We start from the raw sequence: 14732 nt of genomic DNA, 5'->3' as shown, positions 1-14732 counted from the left end.
GGGGGTTGCGGCGCGCACCTGATCAGTGAGATTCACCACCGGACGAACCCCCCGGGGCACGTTCCTGGGCAGTGGCCGGGCCGACGGCCGCCGGAGCGGGGGCGTCGGCGGCGGCCGGGGCGGCGATGCCGTTGAGGAGGGCGTCGACCAGCTGCTCGGCCAGCGCGGGATCGTCGAGCGGCGCTTCCTCCCAGAAGACGGTGCGCAGCAGTATCGGTCCCATCACCACTTCGGAGAGGAGGTCCGTGTCCAGGTCGGAGCGGATCAGGCCCTCGGCGACGCCGCGCCGGACGATCTGCCGGACCAGCTCGCGGCGCGGTTCGATCACCTGCCGGTGGTACATGGCCCGCAGCTCGGGCCAGCTGTTCAGCTGGCCCAGCGCGGCCTTCAGCACCCAGCGCGAGCGCTTGGCCAGACCCCGGCGGCGCATGAACTCCATCATCGCCAGCAGCTCCTCGCGCACCGTGCCGCCGGTGAGCTCGGGCTCGGGGGACTCCAGCCGGGCGACCACGTCGACCAGCAGGGCCTCCTTGTTGGGCCAGCGCCGGTAGATGGTGGCCTTGCCGACGCCCGCCGCCGCGGCGATTCCCTCGATCGAGAGGTCGGCCAGACCGGCTCCCTCCCCCATCAGCTGCTCGACGGCGGCGACGATCGCCTGCTCCGCGGCCTCGCTGCGCGGACGGCCCCGCCGCCGGGCACAGGGCTCGGTGGCGGGGCACTCGGGCTCGACCCGGGGCGTCGGGGCCGTGGTCTCGATCTGCATGGCCTTATTCTCCACAGCCGTTCTCCACCGTCCGTCTCACCACCGCGGTCCGCGACCGCGGCCGTCCCCCTCTCCTTCCACGGCCCGCGCCGTGGCCCCCGGCCCGGTCAGACCTTGGCGGCCTGCTGCGGCTCGGTCTGGGCCTGCGGCGCGCCGCCGGGGCCGGCCGGGGCCTTGGCCGGGAGCAGGAACCAGGCGAGCAGGACGCCGACCACCGTGATCCCGGCGGAGAGCCCGGAGACGATGTGCATCGCGTGGATGAAGGCGTCCTTGGCCGGGCCGATCAGTTCGGCGTGGTGGGTGCCGTCGGCGATCGCCATGGTCGCCTCCAGCGACTCCCCGGCCTTGTCCCGCAGCGGGGCGGGGAGTTGGGCGAGCTGGGAGGCCACGCCGTCCCGGTAGGAGGTGGAGAGCACGGCGCCCAGGACGGCGACCCCGAGCGAACCGCCGACCTGGCGGAAGGTGTTGTTGATCGCCGACCCGGCGCCGGCCTTCTCGCGCGGCAGCGAGCCCATGATGGCGACCGTGACCGGCGGCATCACGTGCGCCATGCCAGCGCCCATCACGAAGCCGAGCACGACCAGCACCCAGATCGAGGTGGTCAGGCCGAGCAGCAGGTAGCCGAGGAAGCCGATCGCGATCAGGGCCATGCCGCCGGCGCAGGTGGCGCGGACGCCGAAGCGGTCGACCACCAGGCGCGCCCGGGGGGCGAAGAGCATCTGGGCGGCGGCCATCGGCAGCATCAGCACACCGGCCTGCAGGGCGCTGTAGCCGCGCACGCTCTGGGTGTAGAAGACGCCGAAGAAGGAGACGCCCATCAGTGCGAAGAAGACCATGCCGATCACCACGACGGAGCCGGTGAACTGCTTGCGGCGGAACCAGCTGACGTCCAGCGCCGGGTGGTCGGTGCGCTTCTCGTGCAGGACGAACAGGACCAGTGCCAGCAGGCCGCCGAGCAGCGGGCCCCAGGCCTCGGACCTGGTGAAGTCGGCGAGCTCGCCGCCCTTGATGATGCCGAAGATCAGCGCGACCAGGCCGATGACGGAGAGCACCACACCGACCGGGTCCAGCCTGCCGGGGTTCGGGTCGCGCGAGTCCGGGACCAGCAGCGCCATCGCGACCAGCGCGACGGCCACGATCGGGACGTTGATCAGGAAGACCGAGCCCCACCAGAAGTGCTCGATCAGCAGGCCGCCGGTGATCGGGCCGATCGCGATCGCCAGACCCACGGCACCGGCCCAGATGCCGATCGCCTTGGGCTGCTCGTGCCGTTCGAAGACGTTCATGATGATGGCCAGCGTGGCGGGCATCACGAAGGCGCCGCCGAGACCCATCACCGCCCGGAAGGTGATCAGCTGGCCGGGCGAGGACGCCAGTGCGGAAAGCAGCGAGCCGAGCCCGAACACCAGCATGCCGCCGAGCAGGGTCTTTTTCCGGCCGATCCGGTCACCGAGCAGACCGGCGGTGAAGAGCAGTCCGGCGAAGACCAGCGTGTACGAGTTGATCGCCCATTCCAGGTCGCTCTGGCTGGCGCCGAGGCCGGTGGGGGCGGGCGAGGCGATGGTCTTCATCGCCACGTTGAGGATCGAGTTGTCGAGGACGACGACGAGCAGGGCGAGCACCAGGGTGCCCAGGATCACCCAGCGACGACGGTGTATCGCTTCGGGGATCCGCTGAGGTGCGGCTGTGGCCATCGGAGTGCGTTCCCGTCCGTACGAGGAAGTGCGGACTTACGAGCCGGATGCGTCTCGTAACCCCTTTCGGCCCAGCATAGCCCCACTTTCGATACGAGACGGTGCCGTATCGTAACGATGAGGCAAAGGAGGAGGTCGCCGGGGCGTGCGGAGCTGTCCGATCCCTGCTCTTTTGCGCCGGGCGCACGGCATGCAAGCATGGGAGCAGATCCGGGGACGCCGCACGGCGCCACGAGACGACAACCCTTCAGGAGCCTGTTCGATGAACGCTTCTCCGCTTTCGCCTGCCCAGACGCAGGACGGCACGCCGACCGTCCTCTACGGCGGGGTCACCAACCGCCGGGTGACCGTCCGCGACCTGGCCAAGGCCAAGCAGCACGGTGAGCGCTGGGCGATGCTCACCGCGTACGACGCCCTGACCGCCGGTGTCTTCGACGAGGCCGACATCCCGGTCCTGCTGGTCGGCGACTCGGCGGGCAACTGCCACCTCGGCTACGAGACCACCGTGCCGGTGACCATGGACCAGATGGTGATGCTGTCCGCAGCCGTCGTCCGGGGCACCAAGCGCGCCCTCATCGTCGCCGACCTGCCGTTCGGCTCCTACCAGGAATCGCCCGCCCAGGCCCTGCACAACGCCGCCCGGCTGCTCAAGGAGGCCGGGGTCGGCGCGGTGAAGCTGGAGGGCGGCGAGCGCAGCGCCCGGGCCATCGAGCTGCTGGTCGAGGCCGGCATCCCGGTGATGGCGCACATCGGCCTGACCCCGCAGTCGGTGCACGCCTTCGGCGGGTACCCGGTGCAGGGCCGCGGCGACGAGGCCGCGCACCAGCTGCTGCGGGACGCGAAGGCGGTGCAGCAGGCCGGTGCGTTCGCGGTGGTGCTGGAGGCCGTCCCGGCCGAGCTGGCCGCGCAGGTCACCGAGCAGCTGGCGATCCCGACCGTGGGCATCGGCGCGGGCGTGAACTGCGACGCGCAGGTGCTGGTCTGGACCGACTTCGCCGGGATGACGGCGGGCCGGGTGCCGAAGTTCGTCAAGCAGTACGCCAACCTGCGGGCCGTCCTCGGCGACGCCGCCCGCGAGTTCGCGGCCGAGGTCGGCGCGGGCACCTTCCCCGCGCCGGAACACACCTTCAAGTAGCGACAGCTTCAAGTAGCGGCAGCCCGGCGGTGCGGGGCCCGCGGCCGACCCGGGTCGGTCGCGGGCCCCGCACCCGTTCCGACGGCGCGCCCGACCGGCCGGGAGAGCGTCCCGACGGCGTCCCGACGGCGTCCCGACGGTGTCCCGACCGTGGGCTGACAGGGGGCTGACAGGGGTGGCGGCAGCGTGACAGCGGGCTGACAGTCCCTCCGGGCAGCCTGAGGGCATGACACGAATCGACACCGCCCCGAACGACCGGGGACCCCGCAACGGCAACGCCGTCGAGGTACGCGGGATCGTCAAGCACTACGGCACCACCAAGGCCCTCGACGGCGTCGACCTCACGGTCCGCCAGGGCACCGTCCTCGGTGTGCTCGGTCCCAACGGCGCCGGCAAGACCACCCTGGTGCGCGTCCTGTCCACCCTGATCAAGCCGGACGCCGGCACCGCCTTCGTCGGCGGCTACGACGTGCTGCGCCAGCCCAGGCAGCTGCGCCGCACCATCGGCCTCACCGGCCAGTACGCCTCCGTGGACGAGCTGCTCTCCGGCTACGAGAACCTCTACCTGATCGGCCGGCTGCTCGACCTCCCCGGCAAGGAGGCCAAGGCCCGCGCCGCCGAACTGCTGGAGCGCTTCTCGCTCACCGAGGCCGCCAGGCGCCCGGCCAAGACGTACTCCGGCGGTATGCGGCGCCGCCTCGACCTGGCCGCCAGCATGATCGGCCGCCCCAAGGTGCTCTACCTCGACGAGCCGACCACCGGACTCGACCCGCGGACCCGCAACGAGGTCTGGGACGAGGTGCAGCGGATGGTCGCCGACGGCTCCACCGTGCTGCTCACCACGCAGTACATGGAGGAGGCCGAGCAGCTCGCCCACGAGCTGACCGTGATCGACAAGGGCAAGGTGATCGCCAACGGCGGCATCAGCGAGCTCAAGACCCAGGTCGGCGGCCGCACCCTGCACGTGACGCCGGTCCACGTCGCCGAACTGCCCGAGATGGCCCGCTGCCTGCGCGAGGCCGGCCTCGGCACCGCCACCGTCTCCGCGGACGCCGGCCTGCTCACCGTGCAGATCGCCGACGACGGCCAACTCACCTCCGTGGTGGGCGTGCTGGGCACCCGCGGCTTCGGCATCAGCGCCATCGACACCAAACTGCCCAGCCTGGACGAGGTGTTCCTCGCCATCACCGCCAAGCCCACCGCCGTCACCCCCACCCCCGCGAAGGAGCCCGTGGCATGAGCGCCGCGATCGCCTACGACTCGGCCGACCCGCGGATCGGCCCCCGAGCCCACCTGCGGCACGTCGGAGCCCTCACCCGCCGCAACCTGATGCGGATCAAGGCCGACCCGGAGTCGATCCTCGACGCCGTGCTCGTCCCGATCATCTTCACGCTGCTGTTCGTCTACGTCTTCGGCGGCGCCGTCTCCGGCGACCAGCACACGTACATCCAGTACATGGTCCCGGGGCTGCTCGGCACCACCGGGCTCAACCTGGCGATGGCCGTCGGCACCGGACTGAACAGCGACTTCCAGACCGGCGTGATGGACCGCTTCCGGACACTGCCGATCGGCCGGGCCTCGGTGCTGCTCTCCAAGATCGCGGCGGAGACCTGCCGGGGGCTGCTCTCCTTCACCATCCTGATCGGCTTCTCGATGATCCTCGGACTGGAGATCGACGGCGGCTTCGCGGCCCTGCTGGCGGCCGTCGGCCTCTCCCTGCTCTTCGGGATGTCGGTCGTCTGGATCTCCATGCTGCTCGGCATGTCGCTGCGCAGCGCCCAGGCCGTCCAGGGAGTGTCGATGCTGGTCATCATGCCGCTGCAGTTCGGCAGTTCGATCTTCGCGCCGACCTCCAGCATGCCGGGCTGGCTCCAGGCCTTCACCCGGGTCAACCCGCTCTCCAACCTGGCGGACGCCTGCCGGGCACTGATCAACGGCCACGGCGCGGTGGCCCACCCGGTGGGCATCGTGCTGATCTGGGCGGTGGCGATCACCGCCGTCACCGCTCCGCTGGCGGTGGCCAGGTTCCGCAAGCGGACCTGAGCCCGCCGACGCCCCCGGGCGCCGGACCCCGATCGACCGACGGGGTCCGGCGCCCGGGGGCGCTTGCTCAGGCTCCGGACCCGTCCGGGTCGTTCAGCAGGGCGGTCGCCTCCGAGATCGTGAGGCCGCCGCCCTCCGCCAGCGCCTCCCGGTAGACCTGTTCGCCGAGCAGCGCGCGCAGTTCGCGGTCGCTCCGTTCCTGCTCCAGCCGTTCCGCGTACGAGCCGAGCCCGCTGTACAGGCTGCGGTGGACGCCCACCAGCACCGCCGCCCGCCGGGCCAGGCCCAGGTCCGCACGCAGCCCGGCGAGTCCGCACAGCACGCCGATCGCCGGCAGCAGCAGCATCACGGTCATGTGCTCGACGAAGATCGTGACGACACCGTCCACCGAGTTCACCAACCGCCGTGCCTCCCTGAGCAGTTCGAGACCGGCCTCGGGATCGCCGCCGAGTGTGACCACCCACGCCCGGATCGAGGTCACGATGCTCCTGAAGATGGCGGGCGCCAGCGGACCGAACGAACGCTGGCCGCTCTCCAGCTGGTCCAGCTGGTCCAGCGCCTCGGCGTAATCGCCGCGCGTGGCGGCCAGGTTGCAGAGCACCAGCCGTCCGGAGAACATCGCGCCGTCGATCATGTGGTTCCCGGCCCGGATGTCCGCCAGCGCCTGCCGGACCAGCCGCTCGCCCTCCGCCAGGTCGATGCCGAACATGGCCTCGCCGAGCCGCACCCGGATCAGCAGGACCTCCTGCGGCGAGCCCAGCTCCTCGGCCAGTTCCGCGGCCCGCCGGTACGACTCGGTGGCACGGACGGCGTCACCCCGCTTCGCGGCGTTCTCGGCCTGCGCGGACAGCGCCTCGGACATCCCCCAGCGGTCGCCGAGCCGGGTGAACAGCTCCAGCGCCTCGTTGCTGTCGCGGACCGCCTGCTCCAGGCCACCCGACCAGTCGTTCAGCATCCGGGAGCGGATCTGCAGGATGAAGGCGAGGTCGCCGTCCCGGCCGTGACGGCGGCAGCCCGCCACGGCCTCGTCGAGCATCGGCCGCAGCTGGTCCAGCTCACCGGAGAGGAACATCGCGAAGACCCGGTTCAGCGCGGGGAAGCGGAAGGACTGCGGCAGATCCCCGGTGTAGGTCGCCACCACCCGCCGGGCGAGATCGGCCGCCTCCGACTGCCCGAGCATCTCCATGTTCCCGATGAACATGGAGACCAGGCGGTGCAGATGGATCTGCCGCCGCGCCTCCTGCAGCAGCTCCGGCGGCATCGGCGGCGGCGACTCCAGCGGATCGACCAGCAGCGGGACCGGCTTCGGCGCGTCGTCGGCGTACGGGTCCGGGGCGAGCGCGCCGATCGCCTCGTACCAGCCGCGCGCCTCCGTGGGGAAGTCCCGCAGGGACCAGAACCAGCTCATCCCGAGCGCCAGGACCAGCGCCTCCTGCTCCTCGCCGCCGTCCACCGCACGGCGCAGCGCGGCACGGATGTTGTCCTGCTCGCGCTCCAGCACATCCAGCCAGTGCAGTTGGTCGGGACCGCGCAGCTGCGGCTCGGCGGCCCTGACCAGTTCGCGGAAGCAGCGGATGTGCCGGAGCACCGCTCCGCCGTCGGCCGCCGGGTCGGCGTCCCGGTCCGCGGCAGCCTCGGCGAGCCGTTCGGTGGCGTACTCGTGGATGGTCTCCAGCATCCAGTACCGGGTCTCGGTACCGAGACCCGCGACCAGCAGGGACTTGTCCACCAGCGAGAGCAGCAGGTCGGCGACCTCCTCCCGGGGGACCTCGACGCCGTCGGTGCAGACCTGTTCGGCCTGTTCCAGCGTCCAGCCGCCGGTGAAGACGGAGAGCCGGCGGAGTACGGCGCGCTCGCGCTTGCCCAGCAGGTCCCAGCTCCAGTCGACCACCGCGCGCAGGGTCTGCTGGCGCGGCAGCAGGGTGCGGGAACCGGCGGTGAGCAGCGCGAACCGGCTGTCGAGGCGGTCCGCGAGCTGGCGCGGGGTCAGCCCGCGCAACCGGGCGGCGGCCAGTTCGATGGCCAGCGGCAGACCGTCCAGGCGGCGGCAGATCTCGGCACAGGCCGCCAGGTCCTCGGCGGGGTCGAAGCCCGGCCGGGCGGCTGCCCCGCGCTCGGCCAGCAGCCTGAGGGCGACCGGGTCGGGCAGCGGCTCCACCGGCCGGACCGCCTCACCGGGCACCCCGAGCGGCTCCCTGCTGGTCGCCAGGACGGTCAACCCCGGGCACTCGGCGAGGAGTTGGTCGGCCAGCTCGGCCGCGGCCTGGATCAGGTGCTCGCAGTTGTCCAGCACCAGCAGCATCCGGCGGTCGGCGCAGTGCTCGACGATCCGCCGTACCGGGTCGTCCGAACTGCGGGCCACCTCGGCGACCGCGCCACCGGTGTGCAGGACGGTCTCGCGCATGCCGAGTGCGGAGAGCACGGCGGCCGGCACGTCGCCCGGGTCCTCCAGCGGGGCCAGCTCGGCGAGCCAGACGCCGTCCGGCCAGCCGGCTCCCGGGGCACCGGGGGCGGCCTGGGCGGCGGCGCGCCCGGCCTCGACGGACAGGCGGGTCTTGCCGGAGCCTCCCGGGCCGATGAGGGTGGTCAGCCGACTGGTCGTCAGAGCGGTCTTCAGGGCGTCGAGATCGGTCTCCCGACCGACGAAACTGGTCAGTCTCGGGCGCAGGTTGCCGACCGGGCGCGCTGCGGGCCGGTCCCCGTCCGGAACGGGCGGCGCGGCCGCGGACAGCGCGGGCGGGGCCGGTATGGAGGGGCCCGGTGCGGGCGGGTGGGTGGTGGTGGGCCCGTCCGTCGCGGCCGGCTCCGGGGCCGGCGCGGAAGTCGGTCCGGGCGCGGTGGAGCGGAGCAGTTCACGGTGCACGGCCCGGAGCGCCGGCCCGGGGTCGGCACCCAGCTGCTCGGCCAGCCCGCGCCGGGCGCGCTCGTACTGCTGGAGCGCCTCGGCCGTCCGGCCGCTGCCGTGCAGGGCACGGATCAGCAGGAGTTGCAGCTGCTCGTCCAGCGGACGGTCCGCACAGAGCTCGGCCAGTTCGGCGGTCAGGTCGGCGGCCCGGCCGAGCTCAAGTTCGGCGCCGATCCGGTGCCTGCGGGCCTCCTCGCGCTGGGTCTCCAGCCGGGCGGCCGGTCCGCCGCGGTCCGGCAGGTCGGCGAGGGCGGGTCCGCGCCAGAGGCCGAGGGCGGCGTTCAGCCGCTCGGCGGCGCGGGCGTGGTCCGTGGCCGCCGCTGCCGCCCGGCCTTCGGCGACCAGCCGCTGGAACTCCCCGAGATCGGTGTCCCGGCCGGTCAGCCAGTACCCGGCGGGGCCGGAGCCGACCTCGTCCCGTCCGATGGTGCGGCGCAGCCGTCCGACCAGCGTCTGCAGGGCTGCGGCGGAGTCCTGCGGCGGATCGGCGCCCCAGACCTCGTCCACCAGCAGATCCGTCGGAACGGGCCGCCCCTGCCGCAGCACCAGCGCGGTGAGCAGGGCACGCAGCCGGGCACCGCCCAGCGGGATGGGGGTGCCGTCGTCCTGGTGGGCGGTGGTCGTTCCGAGAATGCCGTAGTGCACGGGACCATTCTGGTGGACTCCGCCGGACGCGCACGCATATTTGTCCGCCGGGCCGCCCGGGCACCCCTCGGCGACCGGCGCGCCGCCCGGCCCGCCGGGGGCTCGCGGAACCCTGCCTCCGCGCCGTGCGTTCACCGGGGACCGCTTGTCCCGGCCTCGCCCGGCCCGGCATGATCGACCCTTGCCTTCCCCTACCCCCGGAGTCCCGCCGCCATGACCTTCGCCGAAACCCAGCGCTCGCGCAGCGAGGACCACAGGATCAGCCCGGTCTTCTGGGTCCTGGTCGCGACCCTCGGCACCTCGGGCTGGGCCGTCTGGTCGGGGTACGGCAACGCGGGCGTCGGGGTCTTCCTGTTCGTGGTGGCGGGCTGGATGGTCTCGCTCTGCCTGCACGAGTACGCGCACGCGCGGACCGCGATGCACAGCGGCGATATCACCATCGGGTCGAAGGGCTACCTCACGCTCAACCCGTTCAAGTACACCAACGCGATCTTCAGCTTCGTCCTGCCGATCATCTTCGTGATCCTCGGCGGCATCGGTCTGCCCGGCGGTGCCGTCTACATCGAGCGGCACCGCATCCGGGGCAGGCTCAAGCACAGTCTGATCTCGGCGGCCGGCCCGCTGGTGAACATCCTCTGCGCGGTCCTGCTGCTGATCCCGGTCGGCGCGGGCTGGCTGGACGACCCCGCCGTGCACACCAGCTACGAGGGCCACGAACTGAACGTCTCCCCGCTCGCGGCGGCGCTCGGCTTCCTCGCCTTCCTTCAGGTCAGCGCGGCCCTGCTGAACCTGCTGCCGGTGCCGGGACTGGACGGCTACGGAATCGTCGAGCCGTGGCTCTCCCCGAAGGCCCGCCGGGCGGTCGAGCCCTTCGCCCCGTACGGGCTGCTCGCGGTGTTCATCGTGCTCTGGCAGTCCGAGGTCAACCGGTGGTTCTTCGACCTGGTCTACCGGATCATGGACCTGTTCGGCGTGGACGGCGCCTACGCCGTGCTCGGCCGGTACCTGTTCAGCTTCTGGGAGAACTGACCGGGCCCGCCCGGGCACGCCCCCGGGCGGCCGTCCCAGCCTCGCCGGCCTTCTCAGCCCTCGGTGGCCGCCTCGGCCTTCGCCAGGCGCTCACGGCGCAGGTGGAACCAGGCGATGTTGCTGGAGACACCCGCCATCAGCACCCACACCACGCCCAGCCAGTTGCCCTGCACGAACGAGACCACGGCTGCGGCGACCGCCAGCACGAAGACGATCGAGGCGTAGAGGGCGTTGCGGGGCATGGTCTGTACTCCTGGTGCCGGGGGCAGTCAGCACCCATTGTCGCCGAAGGGCCCCCTGCCACCGCGCAGGGGGCCCTTCGCGTGCGGTCGGTGCCGCCCGGAGCCGCTCGGCCGGACACCGGCGGCCCCCGCCGGACGTCCGCGATCCCCGTCAGACGTCCGTGATCCGCAGACCGGCGTGGGCCTTGTAGCGGCGGTTGACCGAGATCAGGTTGGCCACCAGCGACTCCACCTGGTGGGCGTTGCGCAGGCGGCCGGCGAAGATGCCGCGCATACCGGGGATCCGGGCGGCCAGCGCCTGGACGGTGTCGGTGGCCTCGCGGTCCTCGCCGAGCACCATCACATCGGTGTCGATCTGCTCGATCGCCGGGTCCTGGAGCAGCACCGCGGAGAGGTGGTGGAAGGCCGCCGTCACCCGGGAGTCCGGCAGCAGGGCGGCGGCCTGCTGGGCGGCGCTGCCCTCCTCCGGCCTGATGGCGTACGCGCCCTGCTTGTCGAAGCCCAGCGGGTTGACGCAGTCCACCACGAGCTTGCCCGCGAGCTCCTCGCGCAGGCCGGAGAGCGTGGCCGCGTGGCCCTCCCACGGCACGGCGACGATCACGATGTCGCTCTCCCTGGCCGCGGTCGCGTTGTCCGCGCCCCGCACGCCGAGGCCGAGTTCGGCCGCCGCCGTCTCGGCGCGTTCCGCCGTACGGGAGCCGATCACCACCTGCTGCCCGGCCTTGGCCAGCCGGTAGGCCAGACCGCGGCCCTGGTCACCGGTGCCGCCCAGGACGCCGACCACCAGCTCGGAGACGTCGGGGAGCCCTCGGGTCGGCTCCGTCACTGAATCGTGGGTACTCATGCGGAAGATCCTGCCAAAGCCGGGCCCCGTGCTCCATCCTGTGCGGCTATGGACGCGATGAGAGTTTCAGCACTGGCCCGGTCACTGGCCGGAACCGGCTGGCCGGAGAGCACCCGGAACTTCGGCGGCGCACTGCGAAGATGCGTCAGCCGCCGCAGCGCCGACGGGCTGCTGCTGGTCGGCACCGAGCGGTACGAACCCTGGCACCTGGCCGCCCACCTGGACGCGGAGGCCGGCCTCTCCGGTGTCAGCGGCCTCTCCCCCGTCCTGCTGCGGCACCGCGTCCCGGACGGCTCACCCGCCCATCTCGCCCACGGCGTCGGCCTGTTGACGCGGGTACGGCGCGGCGCCACGGTCCTGGTCGTCGCCCCCGCCACCGCCGAGGCCCCACTGCTGGAACGCGTCCACGACGCCCGCCGCAGCGGCGCCACCGTCCTCGCCCTCGACACCGGCGACCACGACCTCGCCGCCCTCGCCCACGAGCGCCTCACCGTCCCGGACGCCGACGAGGAGCCCTTCGACCTCGTCCAACACCTCGTCAGCACCGCCGCCGGCATCCGCCCCCGCTTCCCCCGCCTCCCCTTCCTCGCGCACCTGGCCACCTCCCCGCTCGCCGACTGGTGAGCCGCCCCGGGGCCCGGCGCAGCCCGATTCGCACGGGCGGCAGCAGTCGGCCCGGGATCGATCGGGTTCGTCCCATATTCGGTTGCGTCCGTCTGTGGGCGGCGCTCACCATGACGGGACCATGACCTCCGACTCACCGCCCCGTCAGCCGGGCCGACTGCGGTCCGTGCTGCGCAGGATCCGGCCCGACGTGTCCCCCTGGCGCTCCTCCCGGGACTTCCGCCTGCTCTGGACCTCGGGGTCCGTCACCGCCTTCGGCAGCTTCCTGACGTACGTCGCCGTGCCCCTGCAGATCAAGGAACTGACCGGTTCCTCCTTCGCGGTGGGCCTGGTCGGGGCGGTGGAGCTGGTCCCGCTGATCGTCTTCGGGCTGTGGGGCGGGGCGCTCGCGGACGCGCTGGACCGCCGGAAGCTGGTGCTGCTCTCGGAGGCCGGGCTCGGCCTGCTCTCGGGGCTGCTGCTGCTCAACGCGCTGCTGCCGCAGCCGCTGCTGTGGCCGGTCTACCTGGTGGCCGCCCTGGTGGCCGCGCTCGGCGGCCTGCAGCGCCCGGCGCTGGACTCGCTCACCCCGAGGATCGTCGCGTACGACCAGCTCCCCGCCGCGTTCGCGCTCAACTCCCTGTCCCGCAACGCCGCTTCGGTGGTCGGCCCGGCGCTGGCCGGTGTCGTGGTGGCAGTGGCGGGTGTGCAGACCGCCTACCTGCTGGACGTCGTCACCTTCTCGCTCTCGCTGCTGCTGCTCGCCCGGATGCGGGCCGTCCCGCCGTCGACCGGCGCCGAGAAGCCCTCGCTGCGGGCGATCGCGACCGGGGTGAAGTACGCCTGGGGCCGCCCCGACCTGCTGGGCACCTACGCGATAGACGTCTGCGCGATGCTCTTCGCGTACCCCGTCGCGGTCTTCCCCTTCCTGGCCGGTGAACTGCACGCGGACTGGGCACTCGGCCTGATGTACGGCGCCTCGGCGGCCGGGGCACTGGCCGTCGGGGTCACCAGCGGCTGGACCTCCCACGTGCACCGGCACGGCCGGATGCTGGTGGCCGCGGCGCTCGGCTGGGGTGCGGCGATGGTGCTGGCCGGTCTCGCGGGCAACGTCTGGCTGGTACTGCTGGGACTCGCCCTGGCCGGCGGCGCGGACCAGATCAGCGGCATCGCCCGCTCGGTGATCTGGAACCAGTCCGTCCCGGACGAGCTGCGCGGGCGGCTGGCCGGGGTCGAGGTGCTCAGCTACTCGGTCGGGCCGCAGCTGGGCCAGGTCCGGGTCGGCGGCATGGCCGCGCTGATCGGTGTCCGCAGCTCGGTCTGGGTGGGCGGACTGGCCTGCGTGGTCGGCGTGCTCGGACTCACCGCCGCACTGCCGAAGCTGCTGGCGTACGACTCCAGGACCGACCCGCACGCGGCGGCCGTCCGCGCCACCCGGAGAACCGCCGAAGGTCCGGCGGCGGCGACCGTCTGAGACCGAGGGCGCGCGGCCGGCCCCGGCGCCACGCCTCCGGGGAGGTTCACACCTGCTCGTCGGCCGGGCCCTCGGTGTCGCTCCAGCGCGGGTCGGTCTGCCACTCGCGGTTCCGCTCGGCGGCCGTCTCCAGCGCGTGGGCGGCCTCCTCGCGGGTGGTGTACGGTCCCAGCCGGTCCTTGGCCGGGCAGTCCGGGCCCTCCTCGACCTTGGCGTGCTTGATGCAGTAGAACCACTCCCCCGGCTTCCCGGTGGGCTTGTGGCCGAATCCCAGCGCCATGATGGTCTCCCGTCGCTCGTTCGCTTCGACAGGGATCATTCCCGATGCCCGGCTCGCACACACAGCCAGGGCGGCGGGGGCCCGGCGGATAGACTCGCGGCCATGGTTCTCGTACCCGGCATCCAGTCCCCCACCCGCAAGGTTCCGGCGCACATCACGCGGCCCGAGTACGTCGGCAAGCCCGCACCGACGCCGTACACCGGGCCCGAGGTGCAGAGCGCCGAGACGGTCGAGAAGATGCGGATCGCGGGCCGGATCGCCGCCCAGGCGATGGCGGAGGCCGCGAAGCTGATCGCGCCGGGCGTCACCACCGACGCGCTCGACGCCGTCGCCCACGAGTACATGTGCGACCACGGCGCGTACCCCTCGGACCTCGGCTACCGGGGCTTCCCCAAGTCGATCTGCACCTCCGTCAACGAGGTGATCTGCCACGGCATTCCGGACTCGACGGTCCTCCGGGACGGCGACATCGTCAACATCGACGCGACCGCCTACATCCACGGCGTGCACGGCGACCTCAACGCCACCTACCTGTGCGGTGACGTGGACGAGGAGTCCAGGCTGCTGGTCGAGCGCACCCGCGAGTCGCTCAACCGGGCGATCAAGGCGGTCAAGCCCGGCCGTCAGATCAACGTGATCGGGCGGGTCATCGAGTCCTACGCCAAGCGCTTCGACTACGGCGTGGTGCGCGACTTCACCGGACACGGCATCAACACGTCGTTCCACTCCGGCCTGATCGTCCCGCACTACGACAGCGAGCGGGCCACCGAGGTGATCAAGCCCGGCATGACCTTCACCATCGAGCCGATGCTCACCCTCGGCACCTACGACTACGAGGTCTGGGAGGACGGCTGGACGGTCGTCACCAAGGACCGCAAGCGGACCGCCCAGTTCGAGCACACCCTGGTCGTCACGGCCGACGGAGCGGAGATCCTCACCCTGCCGTGACGGCGGCGCGCGCCGGGACGGCCGCTGCGCGCTCCGGGCCCGGTCGGCCCGGCGCGGCTGTCCCGGCCCGGCCCGGTCGGCACAGCGCGGCGCGGCTCAGCCCGGCGGGGGACCTGTCCGGCCGAGG

Annotated in this window: 13 protein-coding genes; 7 read left to right on the top strand and 6 right to left on the bottom strand. The window is 72.6% G+C overall.

Going from position 1 to position 14732, the window contains the following annotated elements; translation table 11 throughout:
- Positions 1 to 22: 22 nt before the first annotated feature.
- Both ACFC1R_RS05400 and ACFC1R_RS05395 read right to left on the bottom strand, forming a co-directional pair.
- Positions 23 to 763: a TetR/AcrR family transcriptional regulator gene (locus ACFC1R_RS05400; protein WP_375933064.1), complete on the bottom strand. Its 741-nt coding sequence runs from the start codon at positions 761 to 763 to the stop codon at positions 23 to 25.
- A gap of 107 nt (positions 764 to 870) precedes the next feature.
- On the bottom strand, positions 871 to 2457 hold the full coding sequence (locus ACFC1R_RS05395) for an MFS transporter (RefSeq protein ID WP_375933061.1): 1587 nt from the start codon (positions 2455 to 2457) through the stop codon (positions 871 to 873).
- A gap of 262 nt (positions 2458 to 2719) precedes the next feature.
- Between ACFC1R_RS05395 and panB the strand changes: the two genes are divergently transcribed.
- From panB to ACFC1R_RS05380, 3 genes are all read left to right on the top strand, one after another.
- A complete protein-coding gene (gene panB, locus ACFC1R_RS05390; RefSeq protein ID WP_375933058.1) occupies positions 2720 to 3592 on the top strand; it encodes a 3-methyl-2-oxobutanoate hydroxymethyltransferase in 873 nt (290 codons plus the stop codon).
- Between the two features lie 226 nt (positions 3593 to 3818).
- Positions 3819 to 4832: an ATP-binding cassette domain-containing protein gene (locus tag ACFC1R_RS05385; RefSeq protein ID WP_375933055.1), complete on the top strand. Its 1014-nt coding sequence runs from the start codon at positions 3819 to 3821 to the stop codon at positions 4830 to 4832.
- Positions 4829 to 5635 carry an ABC transporter permease gene (locus tag ACFC1R_RS05380; RefSeq protein ID WP_375933052.1) on the top strand — a complete coding sequence of 269 codons (807 nt, stop codon included), beginning with the start codon at positions 4829 to 4831 and terminating at the stop codon, positions 5633 to 5635. Before ACFC1R_RS05385 ends, ACFC1R_RS05380 begins: the two co-directional genes overlap by 4 nt.
- Before the next feature lie 67 nt (positions 5636 to 5702).
- Here ACFC1R_RS05380 and ACFC1R_RS05375 read toward each other — a convergent pair whose 3' ends face one another.
- Positions 5703 to 9185, bottom strand: a complete 3483-nt coding sequence (locus tag ACFC1R_RS05375) for a BTAD domain-containing putative transcriptional regulator (protein ID WP_375933049.1) — start codon at positions 9183 to 9185, stop codon at positions 5703 to 5705.
- A gap of 213 nt (positions 9186 to 9398) precedes the next feature.
- Between ACFC1R_RS05375 and ACFC1R_RS05370 the strand changes: the two genes are divergently transcribed.
- Positions 9399 to 10214 (top strand): site-2 protease family protein, encoded by an 816-nt coding sequence (locus ACFC1R_RS05370; RefSeq protein ID WP_375933046.1) that lies wholly within the window; start codon positions 9399 to 9401, stop codon positions 10212 to 10214.
- A gap of 53 nt (positions 10215 to 10267) precedes the next feature.
- Here ACFC1R_RS05370 and ACFC1R_RS05365 read toward each other — a convergent pair whose 3' ends face one another.
- Together ACFC1R_RS05365 and npdG are read right to left on the bottom strand one after the other, a co-directional pair.
- Positions 10268 to 10456 carry a hypothetical protein gene (locus tag ACFC1R_RS05365; RefSeq protein WP_375933044.1) on the bottom strand — a complete coding sequence of 63 codons (189 nt, stop codon included), beginning with the start codon at positions 10454 to 10456 and terminating at the stop codon, positions 10268 to 10270.
- A 151-nt stretch (positions 10457 to 10607) separates the two neighbouring features.
- Positions 10608 to 11300: an NADPH-dependent F420 reductase gene (gene npdG / locus ACFC1R_RS05360; RefSeq protein ID WP_375933041.1), complete on the bottom strand. Its 693-nt coding sequence runs from the start codon at positions 11298 to 11300 to the stop codon at positions 10608 to 10610.
- A 48-nt stretch (positions 11301 to 11348) separates the two neighbouring features.
- Between npdG and ACFC1R_RS05355 the strand changes: the two genes are divergently transcribed.
- Positions 11349 to 11924: a hypothetical protein gene (locus ACFC1R_RS05355; RefSeq protein WP_375933038.1), complete on the top strand. Its 576-nt coding sequence runs from the start codon at positions 11349 to 11351 to the stop codon at positions 11922 to 11924.
- A gap of 121 nt (positions 11925 to 12045) precedes the next feature.
- Positions 12046 to 13377 carry an MFS transporter gene (locus ACFC1R_RS05350; protein WP_375933035.1) on the top strand — a complete coding sequence of 444 codons (1332 nt, stop codon included), beginning with the start codon at positions 12046 to 12048 and terminating at the stop codon, positions 13375 to 13377.
- Positions 13378 to 13423: 46 nt separating this feature from the next.
- Here the strand turns inward: ACFC1R_RS05350 and ACFC1R_RS05345 are convergent, their stop codons facing one another.
- Positions 13424 to 13657, bottom strand: coding sequence for a hypothetical protein (locus tag ACFC1R_RS05345; protein ID WP_375933032.1), 234 nt, complete (start codon positions 13655 to 13657; stop codon positions 13424 to 13426).
- Between the two features lie 102 nt (positions 13658 to 13759).
- Here ACFC1R_RS05345 and map point away from each other — a divergent pair, with 102 nt between their 5' ends.
- The gene (gene map / locus ACFC1R_RS05340) at positions 13760 to 14605 is read left to right on the top strand and encodes a type I methionyl aminopeptidase (protein WP_375933029.1); all 846 of its coding nucleotides are present in this window, start codon (positions 13760 to 13762) and stop codon (positions 14603 to 14605) included.
- Positions 14606 to 14732 lie beyond the last annotated feature (127 nt).

This window comes from Kitasatospora sp. NPDC056138, from assembly GCF_042264695.1.
In the GTDB taxonomy this organism is placed as follows: domain Bacteria; phylum Actinomycetota; class Actinomycetes; order Streptomycetales; family Streptomycetaceae; genus Kitasatospora.
This window is presented reverse-complemented; position numbering and strand designations above follow the sequence as displayed.